This is a genomic window from Aureimonas phyllosphaerae (genome assembly GCF_900113065.1).
GTDB classification, from domain to species: Bacteria; Pseudomonadota; Alphaproteobacteria; order Rhizobiales; family Rhizobiaceae; genus Aureimonas; species Aureimonas phyllosphaerae.
The window spans coordinates 411,879-428,329 of the sequence record NZ_FOOA01000003.1 but is presented as its reverse complement, the minus strand read 5'-3'; the positions used below and the strand labels follow the sequence as shown (position 1 = coordinate 428,329).

15 protein-coding genes and 1 pseudogene are annotated in these 16,451 nt (G+C 68.5%); 7 read left to right on the top strand and 9 right to left on the bottom strand.

All coding sequences use genetic code 11. The annotated features are described in order from the left end of the window. Window positions 1–342 (top strand): annotated as a pseudogene (locus BM175_RS22655) (hypothetical protein); the annotation flags it as partial. Window positions 343–424: 82 nt separating this feature from the next. Here BM175_RS22655 and BM175_RS07165 read toward each other — a convergent pair. From BM175_RS07165 to BM175_RS07155, 3 genes are read right to left on the bottom strand one after another with little or no spacing between them, the layout of a single operon-like run. Next, complete coding sequence (locus tag BM175_RS07165; RefSeq protein ID WP_090961222.1) at window positions 425–1,570, bottom strand: osmoprotectant NAGGN system M42 family peptidase; 1,146 nt, start codon at window positions 1,568–1,570, stop codon at window positions 425–427. Between the two features lie 6 nt (window positions 1,571–1,576). Then, window positions 1,577–3,274: an N-acetylglutaminylglutamine synthetase gene (gene ngg, locus BM175_RS07160; RefSeq protein WP_244545909.1), complete on the bottom strand. Its 1,698-nt coding sequence runs from the start codon at window positions 3,272–3,274 to the stop codon at window positions 1,577–1,579. Beyond that, window positions 3,271–5,046 (bottom strand): N-acetylglutaminylglutamine amidotransferase, encoded by a 1,776-nt coding sequence (locus tag BM175_RS07155; protein ID WP_090961220.1) that lies wholly within the window; start codon window positions 5,044–5,046, stop codon window positions 3,271–3,273. The genes ngg and BM175_RS07155 overlap by 4 nt, the downstream gene beginning before the upstream one ends. Before the next feature lie 186 nt (window positions 5,047–5,232). Between BM175_RS07155 and BM175_RS07150 the strand changes: the two genes are divergently transcribed. From BM175_RS07150 to BM175_RS07140, 3 genes are all read left to right on the top strand, one after another. Further along, on the top strand, window positions 5,233–5,700 hold the full coding sequence (locus BM175_RS07150; RefSeq protein WP_090961218.1) for a MaoC family dehydratase: 468 nt from the start codon (window positions 5,233–5,235) through the stop codon (window positions 5,698–5,700). A 3-nt stretch (window positions 5,701–5,703) separates the two neighbouring features. Next, window positions 5,704–6,396 (top strand): phosphoglycolate phosphatase, encoded by a 693-nt coding sequence (gph, locus tag BM175_RS07145; RefSeq protein WP_090961216.1) that lies wholly within the window; start codon window positions 5,704–5,706, stop codon window positions 6,394–6,396. 100 nt (window positions 6,397–6,496) lie between these two features. After that, the gene (locus tag BM175_RS07140; RefSeq protein ID WP_090961214.1) at window positions 6,497–7,858 is read left to right on the top strand and encodes an APC family permease; all 1,362 of its coding nucleotides are present in this window, start codon (window positions 6,497–6,499) and stop codon (window positions 7,856–7,858) included. A gap of 15 nt (window positions 7,859–7,873) precedes the next feature. On the opposite strand, the gene BM175_RS07135 is transcribed toward BM175_RS07140, so the two are convergent. Continuing rightward, window positions 7,874–8,131: a hypothetical protein gene (locus BM175_RS07135; RefSeq protein ID WP_139224581.1), complete on the bottom strand. Its 258-nt coding sequence runs from the start codon at window positions 8,129–8,131 to the stop codon at window positions 7,874–7,876. A 166-nt stretch (window positions 8,132–8,297) separates the two neighbouring features. Here BM175_RS07135 and BM175_RS07130 point away from each other — a divergent pair, with 166 nt between their 5' ends. Next, window positions 8,298–8,549 carry a hypothetical protein gene (locus BM175_RS07130; RefSeq protein WP_139224580.1) on the top strand — a complete coding sequence of 84 codons (252 nt, stop codon included), beginning with the start codon at window positions 8,298–8,300 and terminating at the stop codon, window positions 8,547–8,549. Between the two features lie 41 nt (window positions 8,550–8,590). Here BM175_RS07130 and BM175_RS07125 read toward each other — a convergent pair whose 3' ends face one another. Together BM175_RS07125 and BM175_RS07120 are read right to left on the bottom strand one after the other, a co-directional pair. Next, window positions 8,591–9,934: a sigma-54-dependent transcriptional regulator gene (locus BM175_RS07125; protein ID WP_090961207.1), complete on the bottom strand. Its 1,344-nt coding sequence runs from the start codon at window positions 9,932–9,934 to the stop codon at window positions 8,591–8,593. Next, window positions 9,931–11,754: a sensor histidine kinase gene (locus BM175_RS07120; RefSeq protein ID WP_090961204.1), complete on the bottom strand. Its 1,824-nt coding sequence runs from the start codon at window positions 11,752–11,754 to the stop codon at window positions 9,931–9,933. The genes BM175_RS07125 and BM175_RS07120 overlap by 4 nt, the downstream gene beginning before the upstream one ends. 217 nt (window positions 11,755–11,971) lie before the next feature. Here BM175_RS07120 and BM175_RS07115 point away from each other — a divergent pair, with 217 nt between their 5' ends. Continuing rightward, window positions 11,972–13,315 carry a dicarboxylate/amino acid:cation symporter gene (locus tag BM175_RS07115; RefSeq protein ID WP_090961202.1) on the top strand — a complete coding sequence of 448 codons (1,344 nt, stop codon included), beginning with the start codon at window positions 11,972–11,974 and terminating at the stop codon, window positions 13,313–13,315. An 83-nt stretch (window positions 13,316–13,398) separates the two neighbouring features. Here BM175_RS07115 and BM175_RS07110 read toward each other — a convergent pair whose 3' ends face one another. After that, complete coding sequence (locus BM175_RS07110; RefSeq protein WP_090961199.1) at window positions 13,399–13,719, bottom strand: hypothetical protein; 321 nt, start codon at window positions 13,717–13,719, stop codon at window positions 13,399–13,401. A gap of 125 nt (window positions 13,720–13,844) precedes the next feature. Here BM175_RS07110 and BM175_RS07105 point away from each other — a divergent pair, with 125 nt between their 5' ends. Continuing rightward, entirely contained in the window at window positions 13,845–14,360 is a 516-nt protein-coding gene (locus tag BM175_RS07105) for a hypothetical protein (RefSeq protein WP_090961197.1), read from the top strand. Window positions 14,361–14,381: 21 nt separating this feature from the next. Here BM175_RS07105 and BM175_RS07100 read toward each other — a convergent pair whose 3' ends face one another. Continuing rightward, window positions 14,382–14,699: a polyhydroxyalkanoic acid system family protein gene (locus BM175_RS07100; RefSeq protein ID WP_090961194.1), complete on the bottom strand. Its 318-nt coding sequence runs from the start codon at window positions 14,697–14,699 to the stop codon at window positions 14,382–14,384. 117 nt (window positions 14,700–14,816) lie between these two features. Continuing rightward, on the bottom strand, window positions 14,817–16,217 hold the full coding sequence (locus BM175_RS07095) for a DEAD/DEAH box helicase (RefSeq protein ID WP_090961191.1): 1,401 nt from the start codon (window positions 16,215–16,217) through the stop codon (window positions 14,817–14,819). Window positions 16,218–16,451: the final 234 nt, after the last annotated feature.

The window sequence follows — 16,451 nt, the reverse complement described above, 5'->3', positions numbered from 1 at the left end:
GACCAGATGGACAAGGTCACGCAGCAGAACGCGGCGATGGTGGAGGAGACGACGGCGGCGGCGCAGGCGCTGTCGGGCGAGACGGAAGCGCTGGCGGGACTGGTGTCGGGGTTTGCGACGGGGGCGGGGCACCATGCGGCCGCGATGCGCCCGGCGACGTCGGCGGCCATGAAGCGCGCCGCGATGCAGCCGGCTCGACCGGCGGGGACCCGCGCACACGCTGGTCCCGCTTCGCACGCCGCACACGCGACGTCACGTCCGGTTGCGCAGATGCGCACCGCGGGTCATGGCGGGGCGGCTCCCAAAGCCGCGGCCGTGGAGGAGGGCTGGGAGGAGTTCTAAGGGTTCCCGCCGGAGCGACGACCAGACTGTTTCCAAGACCGCCGCACTTCCAGAAGGGACGCGGCGGTTTGGTGTCGGCGCTTCAGTGGTCGTCGCTGTCGAAGCCGAGACCCGCGTCCACCGCCGGCTGGCTGGTGAAGCCCTCGAGGCCGCCCCGCGGCTGGAGATCGCGCTCGATCTCGAGCGGCGACACCGCATAGGCCGTCAGGAGTTCGGCCAGCGAGCGAAGGGCGTGGATGTGGATGCGCTCCCAGCCGTGCGAGGCATCGACGCCGAAGGTAACGAGCGCGGTGCGGACGTCGTGGCCTGCGACCACCGCCGAGGCGGAGTCGGAGCGGTAGTAGCGGAACACGTCCTTCTGGAACCGGATGTCCTCGTCGCGGCAGAGCCGCACGAGCTTGCGGGTGAGGTGATAGTCGAACGGGCCCGTCTGGTCGGCCATCGCGATGGTGACGCCGAACTCGGCCGAGTTCTGGCCGGGCGCCGACGTCCCGTTGTCCACCGCCACCATCGAGGCGACCTCGGGCGTCAGGATCGAGGCGGCCCCGACGCCGACTTCCTCGGCGATGGTGAAGAGCCAGTGCGTATCGACGGGCGTCGCGGATTTCTCTCGCTCCAGTGCCTCGATCGAGGCAAGCATCACGGCGACGCCCGCCTTGTCGTCGAGGTGACGCGAAACGATGAAGCCGTTGTCGAGGAATTCCGGTTGCGGATCGATCGCCACCGTATCGCCGACGTCGATGCCGAGCTTCAGCGTATCGTCGAGGCCACGCGTGTGGTCGTCGATGCGCAACTCGACATGCGGCCAGCCGACCGGTGCCGTGTCCACCTCCTCGTTGAACGTGTGGCCCGAGGCCTTGAGCGGCAGGATCGTGCCGCGAAACGTCTTGTCCTCTGCCATGATCGTGGCGCGCGCGCCCTCGGCGAAGCGGGCCGACCAGTGGCCGATCGGCACGAGTTCCAGCCGGCCGTTGTCCTTGACCCGCTTTACCTGCGCGCCGAGCGTGTCGACATGGGAGACGATCGCGCGCGCTGCCGCCCGCCGGCTGCCCTGGCGCACGGCCCGGATCGCGCCGCGCCGCGTCAGTTCGACCTCCAGCCCCAGCCGCTGCAGCTCCTCGCTGACGTGGCGCACGACCGAATCGGTGTAGCCGGTCGGGCTCGGGATGTGCAGCAGCTCATGGAGCTGGGCGAGGAGGTACTCGGTGTCGATCGTGTGCCGGGCCATGGGTCGTCAGCCGGAAATGCGCCGCTTGGCGCGAAGGGTGCGCACCGACGCCGGGATGGAAAGTGGAAACAGGAGATCGACGAAGCGCTCGGCCGTCGGCTGCGGCTCGTGATTGGCAAGGCCGGGCCGCTCGTTCGCCTCGATGAAGACGTAGTCCTCCTCGCGGGCGTCCTTCACCATGAAGTCGATGCCGCAGACCGGAATGTCGATCGCACGGGCCGCCGCGATCGCCGCTTCGACGAGGCGGGGATGGACGATGTCGGTGACGTCATGGATCGTGCCGCCCGTGTGGAGATTGGCCGTCCGCCGGACGGTGACGGTCTCGCCTTCCGGGATCACGTCGCCCCAACCGTAGCCGGCACCCGCCAAGGTACGCTCGGTCTCGGCATCCATCGGCACCTTGGATTCGCCGCCGGTCGCCGCGGCCCGGCGCCGCGACAGCCGCTCGATCAGCTCGCGCGCTGTCGAGCGCCCGTCGCCGACGACACAGGGCGGGCGACGGATCGCGGCGGCGACCAGCCGAAAGTCGATCACCACAAGGCGCAGGTCCTCGCCGGTAAAGCACGCCTCGATCAGGACACGCTCGCACTCGCGCCTCGCGACGTCGATCGCGGCGCTCACCGCCTCCATCGTCTCAAGCCCGACGGCGATCCCGCGGCCCTGCTCGCCACGCGCGGGCTTGACGACGACCGAGCCGTGCCGGGCGAGGAAGTCCGCGATCGTCGCCTCGTCCTCCCCCGCCACGATCTGCTCGGGAACCGCGACACCGGCGTCCTCGACGAGACGGCGGGTCACGCTCTTGTCGTCGCAGATCGACAGCGCGACGGCGGAGGTCAGCTCCGACAGACTCTCGCGGCAGCGCAGCGTGCGGCCGCCATAGGTCAGCCGGAAGAAGCCGCCTTTGGCATCGAGGATCTCCACTTGGATGCCACGTCGGCGCGCCTCGTCGATGATGATGCGGGCATAGGGGTTGAGATCCTCCTCGACCGCCGCGGAGCCCGTGAACAGGCGCTCGTTGATCGAGTTGCGCCGCTTCACCGCGAACATCGGCACGCGCTCGAAGCCGAGCCGCTCGTAGAGCGCGATCGCTGGCTCGTTGTCGTGCATGACCGAAAGATCCATCGTGGCGCAGCCGGCGGCCCGGTGATGCTCGGTGAGCGCGCGCACCAGAGCCTCGCCGATGCCGGGTGGCGCCGCCTGCGGGTCGATCGCGAGGCACCAGAGCGAGGACCCTCGTTCCGGATCGCCGAACGCCTCGCCGTGATGGACGCCCGTCACGGTTCCGAGGATCGCACCCGTCGCCTCGTCCTCGGCCACGAGATAGGTCAATACCGGGTCCTGCCGGTGGCGCCAGAGGAAGTCCGGATCGATCGGCACCATGTTGCGCGAACGGTAGATGCGGTTGACCGCGCTCGTCTCGGCGGCGGCGGCGAGCGGGCGGACGGAGAAGCCGTGCGGCTCGCGCTCGGCCGGAGACAGGCGCGACAGGTCGAGGCGGTAGGTGTGCGAGGGATCGAGGAAGAGATCCTGCGGGGCCTGCGCCAGAAGGACGTGCGGGTCGCAGACATAGAAGGCGATGTCGCGCCGGTCTGGCCCTTCCTCCTCGAGGTTGCGCGCGAGATCGCCCGCTTCCGCGAAAGTCTGCGCGAAGACGATGCGGCCCCAGCCGCAATCGACGACGGCATTGGCGTCCGGAGCGCTCACAGGCCCTGCTCCTGCAGCCACAGCTCGAGAAGCGCTGCCTGCCAGAGCTCTGACCCCTGGAGCGGTGTGATATGGCCGGCGGGGTCGGCAAACAGCGTGTCGAGCCAAGCCGGCTCGAACAGCCCGCGCTCGCGGGCGCGCTGCGAGCCCATCGCGTCCCGGACCATGTCGAGCGTCGGTCCGGCGAGGTATTTCAGCTGCGGAACCGGGAAATAGCCCTTCCGCCGGTCGATCACCTCGTGCGGGATGACGAGCCGAGCGACGTCCTTGAGAATGCCCTTGCCGCCGCCCTTCAGCTTCTCGGCGGACGGCACGCGCGCGGCCAGTTCCGCCAGTTCATGGTCGAGGAAGGGCACGCGCGCCTCGAGGCCCCAGGCCATCGTCATGTTGTCGACGCGCTTGACCGGGTCGTCCACCAGCATGACCTGGCTGTCGATGCGCAGCGCCTTGGCGACGGGATCGCCCGCGCCGGGCAGGGCGAAGTGATCGCGCACGAAGTCGCCGCTGGCATCGAAGCCCGCAAGCCACTGCGGCCGAAGCTGGCCCGACAGCGTCTCGTGGCTGCGATCGAAGAAGGCTTGTCGGTAGGTCGCGACCGGATCGGCAGCATCCGCCATCGGCGGATACCAGTGGTAGCCCGCGAAGATCTCGTCGGCGCCCTGACCCGACTGCACCACCTTGATGTGCTTCGAGACCTCGCGCGACAGGAGGTAGAAGCCGATATTGTCGTAGGAGACCATCGGTTCCGACATGGCGCGGATCGCGCCCGGCAGTTCGGTCAGGAGTTCATGGCCGGGCACGAAGATCTGGTGGTGCCGCGTGCCGTAGTGCCTGGCGATGAGATCGGAATACTCGAACTCGTTGCCGACCTCACCGTTGGCGTCCTCGAAACCGATCGAGAAGGTGGACAGGCCGGTCTGGCCGGCTTCCGCCAAAAGGCCGACGATGAGCGAGGAATCGACGCCGCCGGACAGGAGCACACCGACCGGTACGTCCGACACCATGCGTCGCTCGACAGCGCGGCGCAGGGCGTCGAGCACCATGTCGCGCCATTCCTCGGACGATCGTCCCTCTTCACCCGCGGCCGGTCCGAAGGGCGGTGCCCAGAAGGTCGCGTCGTCGAAGCGCCCGTCCGGCTCGATCATCCGCGTCGTCGCCGGCGGCAGCTTCCTGACGCCCTTGAGAATGGTGAGCGGGGCCGGCACCACGGCGTGGAAGGTCATGTAGTGGTGGAGTGCAACCGGATCGATCGCGGTGTCGACCTCGCCGGTCGCGACCAGGGCTGGTAGCGAGGAGGCGAGGAGCAGGCGTTCGGGCGTCTGCGACAGGTACATCGGCTTGATGCCGAACCGGTCGCGCGCCAGCATGACGCGGCCGCTCTCGCGCTCATGGATGGCGAAGGCGAACATGCCGTGGAAGCGCTTCACGCAGTCCCGTCCCCAGGCATGGTACGCCTTGAGAATGACCTCCGTGTCGCCGTGCGAGAAGAAGCGGTAGCCGAGCCCCTGCAATTCCTCGCGCAGTTCGGGATAGTTGTAGATGCAGCCGTTGAAGGCGAGGGTGAGCCCGAGATCCGGGTCCTCCATCGGCTGCGCGGCCTTCTCCGACAGATCGATGATCTTGAGGCGCCGATGGCCGAAGCCGACGCGCCCGCGCAGCACCATGCCCGAGCCATCGGGGCCGCGCGGCGAAAGGCACGCGCCCATGGCCGCGATGCGCTCTGGAGAGGCGAAACCGCCGTCGAAGCGGATTTCACCGCAGATGCCGCACATGGGCTCTATCCTCGCTGGATCGGATGGTTCGTCCGTCTTGAGATAGGCCACGCTGCGATGCGGCAACCCCGGAACGCCCCTTGGCGGTTCGTGGCTGGGCGACTAAGACCAGCCGTAAATGGGATTTGGGGTGCGCGACAGGTGAGCCGGGACGACGAAAACGCGCTGCGGCAGCGGCTGGTGCCGATGGACGTCTACCGCACCTATCTTGGTGGCGACCCCTTCGTGTCCGGCTGGCTCACCGTCGATCAAAGCATGATCGACCGCTTCGCCGACGCCACCAACGACCACCAGTTCATTCACGTCGATCCCGCGCGCGCCAAGGCCGAAACGCCTTTCGGCGGCACCATCGCCCACGGCTTCCTATCGCTCTCGCTTCTGTCGACGCTCGCCTACGATGCCATGCCCGGCGTCGACCGCACGCGCATGGGCGTCAACTACGGCTTCGACGAGGTGCGCTTCCTGACACCGGTCAAGAGCGGCGCGCGCGTGCGCGGCAGCTTCCAACTCGTGGCAGTGAAGGAGCGGGCTGTCAGCCTGCAATCCACCTGGAACGCCAGCATCGAGATCGAGGGTGCGCCCAAACCTGCGCTCGTTGCCCGCTGGATCACGCTGGCGGTGCTCGAGCCGCCGGCCGACGACGAAGGGACATAAAGCATGAGCGAAGCGCCCGCCTGGCCCCGTGCCGTCCTGTTCGATCTCGACGGGACGCTGGTCGATTCCCTGCCGGACATCCACGCCGCCCTCAACGAGACGCTCGAGAGCCTCGGCGAGCCGCCGTTCACGATCGAGGCCGTCGGGCGCATGGTGGGGCAGGGCGTCCAGATCCTGATCGGCCGCGCCTACGAAGCGCTCGACAAGGAGATCGATCCGGCGACGCGCGACAAGATCGCCGAGCGCTACCTCGCGATCTACGCCGCGCGCTCGACGGAGCTGACAACGCTGAACGCCGGGGCGACGGACTGCGTGCGGATTCTTGCCGAGCGCGGCATTCCGCTCGGCGTCGTGACCAACAAGCCGGGCGCCGAGACCGCCGACATCCTCGCCCATTTCGGCCTTGCCGACCGCATGGCGGTGGTGGTCGGCGGCGATGCCGGCCCGCGCAAGAAGCCGGCGCCCGACCTCGTCGTCTTCGCCTGCCGCCAGCTCGGGATCGAGCCGGGCGAGGCGCTCTTCGTCGGTGATTCCGAGAACGACGTCGAAGCCGCGCAGGCCGCGGGGATGGCGGTGGTCGCGATGCGCGGTGGCTATACCGCCATCGACGTCGAGACGATGGGCGCCGACCTCGTGCTGGATCGTCTCGACGACATCCCCAACCGCCTCCCAGAGATCGCCGCGCGCCGCGCCTGATTTCTGCCGCAATTTCGTCGGCCCGCGGTCGCCATCGCGCAATCCGAGGTTATCTATCCTCGTCCCGGACAGTATGTTTGCGAGAGGGCGGGACGGCGGCATGGCGAAGGAACGAGCGGACGAACCGGGGCTGAAGCGCTCGGTCGGGTTGTTTCAGGTGACCCTGCTCGGGCTCGGCTCGATGCTTGGGGCCGGCGTCTACGGCCTCATCGGCGAGGCGGCCAGCGAGCTCGGCAGCGCGGTCTGGGTCGCCTTCATGGTGTCGATGGTGGCCGCGCTCCTGACCGGCCTGTCCTACGCCTCGATCGCCTCGCGCTACCCGCGCGCCGGCGGCGCTGCCTATGTCACGCAGCGCGCCTACCGCTATCCGCTCCTGTCCTACACGGTGGGGCTCGCGGTCGTCTGCTCGGGGCTGACGTCGATCGCCACGCAGAGCAATGTCGTGGCTCGGAACTTCGCGAGCGTCACCGGCATCGACGCGCCGCAGAGCGTCCTGGCCATCGGCTTCCTCGTCATCCTCGCCGGCATCCTGTTTCGCGGGATCACCGAATCGCTCTGGCTCAATGCCGTCTGCACGATCGTCGAGGCGTTCGGCCTGATCCTCGTCATCGCGGTCGGCATTTCGTGGTGGGGCAGCGCTGACCTTCTGGAGTTTCCGCCGCCCGGCGAAGGCGCCGTCGAGGGCTCGGTGATGCTTCTCGTGGCGCAAGGCGCGGTGCTGACCTTCTTCTCCTTCATCGGCTTCGAGGACATGCTGAACGTCTCCGAGGAGGTGAAGAACCCCGAACGCACCATGCCGATCGCGATGATCTCCGCCATGCTCATGGCAACGGTGATCTACATCTGCATCGCGATCACCGCGGTCTCGGTCGTCCCGTGGCGGGAGCTTGCCGAAGCCGCGGGCCCCCTGACGCTCGTGGTCGAGCGTGCCGCGCCGTGGTTCCCGACCGGCATCTATGCCGGCATCACGATCTTCGCCGTCGCCAACACGGCGCTCGTCAACTACGTGATGGCCTCGCGCCTGCTCTACGGCATGTCGCGGCAGGGACTGATGCCGGCAGCGCTCGGCCGCGTCCACACGACCCGCCGCACCCCTTACGTCGCGATCGCGGCGCTGCTCGCGATCGTCGTCCTGCTCTCGCTCGTCGGCGACATCGGCGCGCTGGCTGCCTCGACCGTCCTCCTGCTCCTCATCGTCTTTACGGTCGTCAACGTCGCGCTCCTCGTCCTGCAGCGTCGTCCGGGAGAGGCGAAGGGGCAGTTCGAGGTGCCGTCGATCGTGCCGCTTCTCGGCGCGATCATCTGCTCGGTGCTGATCGTCGTGCGCATCGGGCAGGGCGAGTGGACCGCCCCGATCATCGCGATCGGCCTGATCGTGGCGATCGTCGCGCTGTTCTACCTGACGGGCGTCGGCCGCTCGGGCGGCATCGACCGGTTCATCGAGAGCGAGGCGGGGAGCTGAGGGCGCATCGCACCGTCAGAACACGATCTTGCGCGGCACGTAGCCCCCGCGCTGGACGATCGAGGCGATGGCGAGCTGTTCGCGGATCGGCTTGGACAGGATCGGCAGGACGCGGCGCTCGAACGTGTCGCGCTCCACCGCGGTCAAAGCGCCCAGTCCCTCGGCGGCCACGTGCTCGGCCACCCGCTTTTCCTCGGAACCGGCTTTGAGAAGTTTGGCGTCGATCACCTCTCCGATCAAGGCACTCAATTCGGGGTCTACGGTACTGCTCATTCTCGACGTCCTGCACGTGTCGAGGCTCGAAGTAGGCTGACAGTGAGGCCGTGTCGAGACGCGCCGCGCGATGGATCGCGGTCCTGTGAAACAGTGCCGCAACAGGGAGCCGAAGCGCGCTTCGCGTGTTGACGCCAGTATCGTGAATGCCACCAAGGAGTTCCCCGTGAGCCAGACCACCATGTCCGATGGCGCCCTCTCCATCCTCGTCTTCGCCGCCTACCATTCGCTCGTCAGTGGCGAGGCCGTGACCCGCGTCGTGCTCGACGACGGCAAGGGCCACAAGGCGGATGCCGAGGGCGTGCGGGAGATGGAACAGGCGGGTCTGCTCGAGCCCGAAGGCGAGCGCGGCGTCCTGACGGAGGCCGGCCGCGACCGTCTCGCCAAGCTCATCGAGACGCTGCGCCACTCCGCCTGAGGGCGAAGCGGCATGTTCTGCCGGCACGCTTCGTCGGGGCTTTAACCCTCGGCGAAGTCTCGCCGGCTGATGCCGTGCCGCTGCAGCTTGTCGTAGAAGGTCTTGCGGGGGATGCCGAGCGCCTCCACCGTGCTCTTCACGTCTCCGCCATGGTCGGCCAGAGTCTGGCGGATGGTGTCGGCCTCGAACCGGTCGACGCGCTCCGGCAGCGTCAGCGGCGTGTCGGGGCTCTCGTCCCCGTCCATCTCCGGATCGAGCCCGAGGGCCACCCGTTCGGCGAAGTGCGTGAGTTCGCGCACGTTCCCCGGCCAGGGATGCGACGCCAGCCGTTGCAGGAGCCGGGGCGACACGTCGGGCGCCTCGCGGCGGAAGCGCTCCGCCGCCCGCCGCAGGAAGTGCGAGAAGAGAAGCGGAATGTCGGAGCCGCGCTCGCGCAACGGAGGGATGCGGACCGTCACGACGTTGAGGCGGTAGAACAGGTCCTCGCGAAAGTAGGCCCGCGCCTCGGCCGAACCGAGATCGACCTTGGCTGCCGCGACGACGCGAAGGTCCAGCGCCCGGCGCTCGTTGGTGCCGAGCGGCTCCACCTCGCGCGTCTCCAGGACGCGCAGAAGCTTCACCTGCAGGGCGGCCGGCATCGATTCGATTTCATCGAGGAACAGCGTGCCGCCGCTCGAATACTCGATGCGGCCGACCCGGCGCTTCGCGGCCCCCGTGAAGGCGCCGGCCTCGTGGCCGAAGAGCTCGCTCTCGATCACGGTCTCGGGCAGCGCGCCGCAGTTGAGCGCCACGAAGGGCTTGGCCGCACGGCGGCTCCAGCGGTGCAGCGCGCTGGCGACGACCTCCTTGCCCGACCCCGTCTCGCCTTCCACCAGGACATCGACGTCCGCATCCGCGATCTGCCGGAGCGTCCGACGCAGGCGCTCCATCGCGGGGCTCTCGCCGATGAGCGACAGGTCGTCGCCGCCTTTCTCGGCCAGCGCCCGCAGCCGCCGGTTCTCGAGCACCAGCCGCCGCTTCTCGGCCGCCCGCGCGATGCTCTGCACCAGACGGTCGGTGGCATAGGGCTTGGCGATGAAGTCGTAGGCGCCCTCCCGCAGGGCGTCCACGGCCATCGCGATGTCGCCGTGGCCGGTCACGAGGATCACCGGAAGGTCACGGTCCATCGCCTGCACGGCCCGGAAGAGGTCGAGCCCGTCCATGCCGGGCATGCGGATGTCGGTGACGAGGACGCCCGGAAACTCCGGCGACAGCGCCTTCAGCGCCGAGCGGGCGTCGGCGAAGGGGAGGGGCGTCCACCCGGCAAGCGCCAGCGCCTGCGCCCCGGCGTCGCGAAGGTCCGGGTCGTCGTCGACGAAGGCGATGGTACGGTCGGTCTCGGTCATGGGGGGGCGCTCCTCAAGACGGCGGTGAAGGTGGCGCCCTCGCCGGGGCGGCTCGCGGCCTCCAGCGTCCCGCCCCATTCCGACAGGATGTCCTTGACGATCACGAGGCCGAGGCCGAGGCCGCGCGGCTTCGATGTGGAAAAGGGTGTGAACAGCGTCGCCAGCCGCTCGGGCGGGATGCCGGGGCCGTTGTCGCGCACCGTCAGTTCTACGGCGCCGTCTCGCACGCGCGCCTTGATGGCGATGCGCCCGTCCTCCTGGCCTTCCATCGCGTCGAGGGCGTTCTGGAGAAGATTGACGAGCACCTGCTCCAGACGCACGCGCTCGCCCACGACATCGTGGTCCCCGAGGTTCGCGCCGCATTCGATAGGCACGCCGGCGGCGTCCAGCCGGCCCTGCAGCACCATGATCGCGCCATCCACGGCTTCGGCGAGGTTGACGACGCCCGGTCCTGACGAGCCGCGCCGCGCGTGACCCTTGAGTGTGTCGGTGATCCGCCCGATTCGTTCGGTCAGGCCGACGACGTTGCGAAGGTTGCGCTGCGTCGTGTCGAGGTCGCCGCGCTCCAGAAAGCGCTCGGCATTTTCGGCATAGGTGCGGATCGCTGCGACGGGTTGATTGATCTCGTGGGCGACGCCGGCCGTGATCTGGCCGAGCGAGGCCAGGCGGTTGGCCTGGTCGAGGCTGCGCCGCAACGTTTCGGCACGCTCCTCAGCGGCCTGCCGCGTCCGGCTCTCCTCGACGAGCTGGCGGTTCGCCTCGCGCAACTCGCCCGTCCGGTCTTCGACGCGGCGTTCGAGCTCTTCGGCTGCGAGGCGTAAGGCTTCCTGTCGGCGTCGCAGGTAGCGCCGGCGGCGCGCCGCGAGGAAACCGGTGGTCGTCGCGATGGCAAGGCCCGCCAGCGCCTGGAGGCGATAGGACAGGCGGGTCTGTGCCATCGCCTCGTCGGCAGGAACCCAGAGATGCAGCGTCCAGTCGAGGATCGGGTCGGGCAGGCGGTCCTCGGCCGAGACGAAGTGCCGGCGATCGGCGGTCGCCGTCGCCTGGATGGTCCCGCGACGCGCCACGAGGCCGAGGGGCGTCAGCGGCGCTTCGCCGAACTGCAGGCTGTCGCGGATCCGCGCCGCGAGGTCCGGCGGCACCGGGGCAAGCGCCCGGTAGTGCCAGTCGACCTCGGTGGTCGCGAGGACGATGCCATTGCCGTCGGTCACGAAGACGACGTTGCCGCCGGCGGCCCAGTCGCGCTCGATCGCGTCGAACTCCACCTTCAGGACCACGACGCCGAGCGGCTGTCCGCCGACATCGACGCGGCGCGTGATGTAAAGACCCGACCGTCGGCTCTTGGTGCCGAGCGCGAACTGCGCCGCCGCCCCGGTGCGCATCGCCCGCGCGAAGTACGGGCGGAACGAGTAGTCGCTCCCGACGAAGCTGTCGGGCTCGGCGAAGTTGCTGGCGGCGATCGTCAGGCCGGTCGTGTCGAGAAGGTAGAGGACGGTCGCACCGGTCGTGCGGCGCAGTTCCTCGAGGCGCCGGTTCACCCGGTCGACGCCGGCCGGCGACGGGGCGGCGAGAATGTCGCGAATGTCCGGATCCTCGGACAGGATCGCGGGCACGGAGCGCTGCTTGTCGACCTCGCTGCGCAGCACCGCCATGGCGAGCGGCAGGGACGCGCTGGCTTGCGCGTTCAACCGCGCGAGCGTCGCGCGGTCGGCCAGTGCGCCCGCTGCCAGCCACGCCATGACGACGAGCATCGCAAGGCCGGTCGCGACGGCAAGCGCGAACAGGCGACGTCGGGACAACGCTGAGAGGGGAGCGTCCATGCTGTGCGGATTATCGCACACTGACGACCAAAGGCGAGCGGAAAACCGCACGTGAGTTTGGGCTGCGGGCTTTACTGACCGTTCGGACCAGCCGTGCGCTGGCGGAATGCCACCCCTGCAACGAATTGGCACGCTCCTTGCTGATGTGTGAACGAGGCTCCTGTTCGCTGGTCACGGATCGACGGGGGAGGACACGAACACAACAAGGGAGGCAGACATGGCAGCCATGCCGATCGCGCACGTCGAACCTGCGCAGAAGAAGCCCATCTACGCCCAGCTCTATTTCCAGGTGGTGGTGGCGATCATCGCCGGCATCACGCTCGGGCATTTCTATCCGGAATTCGGCGCGAGCCTGAAGCCGCTTGGCGACGCCTTCATCAAGCTTGTGAAGATGATCATCGCCCCGGTGATCTTCCTGACCGTCGTCACCGGCATCGCCGGGATGACCGATCTCGCCAAGGTCGGCCGCGTCGTCGGCAAGGCGATGATCTACTTCCTGACCTTCTCGACGCTCGCCCTCGTCATCGGCATGGTCGTCGCCAACGTCACCCATCCCGGCCACGGCCTGAACATCGATCCGGCCTCGCTCGATGCGGGCGCCGTCGCGACCTACACGCAGAAGGCGCACGACTCGTCGATCGTCGGCTTCCTGATGAACATCATCCCGTCGACGCTGGTCGGCGCCTTCGCCGACGGCGACATCCTCCAGGTCCTGTTCATCGCGGTCCTGTTCGGTATCGCGCTCGCCATGATCGGCGAGGCCGGCCGCCCGGTCACCGACTTCTTCAACGCGCTGACCGCGCCGATCTTCAAGCTCGTGGCGATCCTGATGAAGGCCGCCCCGATCGGTGCCTTCGGCGCCATGGCCTTCACCATCGGCAAGTACGGCATCGGTTCTGTCGCCAACCTCGCCTATCTCATCGGCGTCTTCTACTTCACCTCGTTCCTCTTCGTGGTCGTGGTCCTCGGCGCGGTTGCCCGCTACAACGGCTTCTCGATCTTCGCCCTCCTTCGCTACATCAAGGAAGAACTCCTCCTCGTCCTCGGCACTTCGTCCTCCGAGGCGGCCCTGCCGTCGCTGATGAAGAAGATGGAGAACGCGGGCGCCAAGAAGTCGGTCGTCGGCCTCGTGATCCCGACCGGCTACTCGTTCAACCTCGACGGCACCAACATCTACATGACGCTGGCGGCGCTGTTCATCGCCCAGGCGACCAACATCGACCTGTCCTGGGGCGACCAGATCCTGCTCCTGCTCGTCGCCATGCTGTCGTCGAAGGGCGCGGCCGGCATCACCGGCGCCGGGTTCATCACGCTGGCCGCCACGCTCTCGGTGGTGCCCTCCGTGCCGGTCGCCGGCATGGCGCTGATCCTCGGCGTCGACCGCTTCATGTCGGAGTGCCGCGCGATCACCAACTTCATCGGCAACGCCGTGGCGACGCTGGTCGTCGCCCGCTGGGAAGGTGAACTCGACGAGGAGCGCCTGCGCGCGGTTCTCGCCGGCGAAAAGGTCGCCGCGCTCGAGGACGACCGCGTGCCGCTGAACGCTGTGCCGGCCGAGTAAGTCCGAAGCCCTCCGAATGCGAGAAGGCCCGCCCCGAGGTTTCGGGGCGGGCCTTCTCTTTTGCAACTGTCCGTCGCGCCGGTTCAGACGGCGTAGAACAGGCCTGCGATCTTGTGGCGTTCGGCATCGGAAACGGTCTGCCCGTCGGCCTCGATCGCAAGGCCCATCTCGGCCCCGCGGGCCCAGACGATCCGCGCCGTCCAGCGCCGGGTCTCGACCTCGTCGTAAAGCGTCAGGACTTCCGGCAGCACGCGGTCCACCGGGGCGAAGGCCCGAATGCGCGCACCGCGCGGCGAGCGTTCCACCACGGCACAGTCGCACAGAAAGCCGTCGCGAGCGCCCAGCAGCTTGCCCGGCCGCAGCCGCGTCGTCCGCCTTTGTCCCTGTCGCCGCTCGTTCCGCATGACCGCCTCGTCCGCTTTTACGCTTCCCTAACCCTAGCGGAAGGTCGGCGCGCGAGGAGTCGCGGTCTCATTTCTTCGTTAACGCGAGAGGCGCAAGCTGCAAGCTCCACGCAAGGAGTCCTGCGATGTCCGAGGTCGCATCCACGCCGCCCGAGTTTTCATCCGTCCGCCTTCCTTTCACGGGTTCTGGCTTTCGGAATGCCGACCGCGACTGGTCGGTCGTCGACTGGGCGATCGCCTTGTCGTCGGTGACGCTGGCGATCTCGTCGGCCGGGTTCTTCTCCTGGTCCTACGTCGTCTCGACGAAGTCGCCGGACTACTTCCAGCAGGCGGCAATCGCCCGCATGGCCCCCAAGCTCGACCAGATCGAGACCGGATCGGTCGGCGAGGCCGTCCAGACTGAAGCTATGCCGGCGCCGACCATCGTGCGGGATCGCGAGCCGACGCCGTCGGACTACCAGATCGTGATGATCTTCCAGGACGAGGCGCTGCTCGCGACGCGCGAGGAGCTGATGCGCGTCAAGGTGGGCTCGGTGGTGCCGGGTCTCGGCACGGTGCAGGCGATCGAAGGCGGCTCGCTCGGCGGCACGGTCACGGCCGACAAGGCGACGCTGCGCAGCGTCAGCGCGCCCGACCCCTGAGGGCCGGGAGCCCGGGCGGCCTCAGGCCGACTTGTTCTCGAGAAGAATGCGGCCTTCTTTCTGAATCTTGCCCGTCAGCTTGCCGGCAATCGAGGCGAGGAAGCCCGGCAGGTCGAGCTCGACGTGGATGTGGTCGTCCAGGATATCGAGGCGGCCGACAACGGACTGACCCATCATCCGGGCGCGGAAGTCGAGCCGGTCGCCGGTCCATTGGTCCTCGAACTTCAGCATGCCGCCGGTCGCCTCGGAGCGGATGCGCCCGAACCCCTCGGTGATGCGCTGGCGGGCGGCCTCGCGCGTCAGCTTGTGGGGAATGTCGACCTTCACGGTCTCGGCCATGCGTTTTGTCCTCGTCACGAGTTGGGCGTCTGCCGGCATATGGCGAGGAGGACGGCGCCAAGCAACCGCCGGATACGAAAAGGGCGCCCGGTGGGGCGCCCTTCCTTCGTTCATGGATCAGGCCGTGGCCGAGCGCGGCGCACCGCCGCCGCCGCGACGCGGACGCCGGCGCTGCTGGCCGTTCGGCCGGGCGGCGCGATCCTCGCCGTTGCGGTTCGCACCACCCGCCGGCGCACCGCCGGGCTGGCCGCGGCGCTCGCCCGGCTTGGCGCCGCGCGGCTGATGACGCGGCGCGCCTTCGGCGCGCGGCTTGTTGCCGCCGGGGCGACCGCCGCCGGGCTGGCGCGGACCGCGGCTCTCGCGCGGCTCGTCGGCAAAGGCCGACGCGTCGGAGAACTCCGAGGTCTGCACGTCGAAGCGCATGCCGGTCAGCTTCTCGACCTGACGCAACTTGGCGCGCTCGGACGGATCGCACAGCGTCACCGCCATGCCTGATTTGCCGGCGCGGGCCGTGCGGCCGATGCGGTGGACGTAGCTTTCCGGCTCTTCCGGCAGGTCGAAGTTCACGACATGGGTGATGTCGTCGACATGGATGCCGCGCGCCACGATGTCGGTCGCCACCAGCACCTTCAGTTCGCCCGCATGGAACTGGCCGAGCGCCTTCTGGCGCGCGCCCTGGCTCTTGTTGCCGTGGATCGCGAGCGCGGCGATGCCGGCCTTGTCGAGATCCTCGGACAGGCGGTTCGCGCCGTGCTTGGTGCGGGTGAAGATGACGGTCTTGTCGAAGCCCGGCAGGTTCTTGATCAGCCAGTGCTTCTTGGCCTTCTGCGGAACCAGGAAGAAGCTCTGGTCGATCTTCTCGACCGTGACCACCTCGGGCGTCACCTCGACGCGGACGGGATCCTTCAGGATCTTGCCGGCGAGCGAGGCGATGTTCTGCGGCATGGTAGCCGAGAACAGGAGCGACTGACGCTTCTCCGGCACCAGCTTCACGATGCGGTTGATGTCGCGGATGAAGCCCATGTCGAGCATGCGGTCGGCCTCGTCGAGCACGAGGTGCTCGATCGCCGACAGCGTCATCGCCTTCTGGTCGATGAGGTCGAGGAGGCGCCCCGGCGTCGCCACGACGATGTCGACGCCCTTGCGGGCCGTCTCGATCTGCGGGCGGATCGATACGCCGCCGAACACGGTCATGTGGCGGATCGGCGTGCCGGCGGTGAAGCCCTTCACGTTCTCGGCGATCTGGAGCGCCAGCTCGCGCGTCGGCGCCAGCACGAGAACGCGCGGAGCGCCGGGCTTCGCCTTGGCGGGCTTGCCGAGGAGGGCGTCGAGGATCGGCAGCGAGAAGGCGGCCGTCTTGCCGGTGCCGGTCTGGGCGATGCCGAGGACGTCGCGACCCTTGAGGACCGCCGGGATGGCCTGCGCCTGGATCGGGGTCGGGGTGGTGATGTCCATGGCTGCAAGAGCGGACAGAAGCACGTCGGCAAGGCCGAGCGCCTGGAAATTCGTCTGGGTCAAGGAATGCCTTTGACAGTGGACCGGAACGCCTGGCGTCCCGGAGATCGGTCGGACGCTCCTGCGCGGGAGCGGAACGACACGGACCGCGGCCGGACCCTTGAAAAGGCTCCGGCGGTTGGCGCTCGGCTCAGTGTCCCGATGCGGGATCAAGGCGGGCGCAGCGCAAGCGCGGCATGACGGCTCCTATATCCGCCCTCTTGTGCGCTGCGTCAAGGCGTCTCGCCGGCTGATGTC

Coding starts and splice junctions, on each gene's coding strand:
- BM175_RS07135 (WP_139224581.1), bottom strand. CDS start 8,131: ATGAGCAGTACCGTAGACCCCGAATTGAGTGCCTTGATCGGAGAGGTG.
- gph (WP_090961216.1), top strand. CDS start 5,704: ATGAGCGAAGCGCCCGCCTGGCCCCGTGCCGTCCTGTTCGATCTCGAC.
- BM175_RS07165 (WP_090961222.1), bottom strand. CDS start 1,570: ATGGCCCGGCACACGATCGACACCGAGTACCTCCTCGCCCAGCTCCAT.
- BM175_RS07105 (WP_090961197.1), top strand. CDS start 13,845: ATGTCCGAGGTCGCATCCACGCCGCCCGAGTTTTCATCCGTCCGCCTT.
- BM175_RS07140 (WP_090961214.1), top strand. CDS start 6,497: ATGGCGAAGGAACGAGCGGACGAACCGGGGCTGAAGCGCTCGGTCGGG.
- BM175_RS07115 (WP_090961202.1), top strand. CDS start 11,972: ATGGCAGCCATGCCGATCGCGCACGTCGAACCTGCGCAGAAGAAGCCC.
- BM175_RS07155 (WP_090961220.1), bottom strand. CDS start 5,046: ATGTGCGGCATCTGCGGTGAAATCCGCTTCGACGGCGGTTTCGCCTCT.
- BM175_RS07110 (WP_090961199.1), bottom strand. CDS start 13,719: ATGCGGAACGAGCGGCGACAGGGACAAAGGCGGACGACGCGGCTGCGG.
- BM175_RS07120 (WP_090961204.1), bottom strand. CDS start 11,754: ATGGACGCTCCCCTCTCAGCGTTGTCCCGACGTCGCCTGTTCGCGCTT.
- BM175_RS07100 (WP_090961194.1), bottom strand. CDS start 14,699: ATGGCCGAGACCGTGAAGGTCGACATTCCCCACAAGCTGACGCGCGAG.
- BM175_RS07125 (WP_090961207.1), bottom strand. CDS start 9,934: ATGACCGAGACCGACCGTACCATCGCCTTCGTCGACGACGACCCGGAC.
- BM175_RS07150 (WP_090961218.1), top strand. CDS start 5,233: ATGGACGTCTACCGCACCTATCTTGGTGGCGACCCCTTCGTGTCCGGC.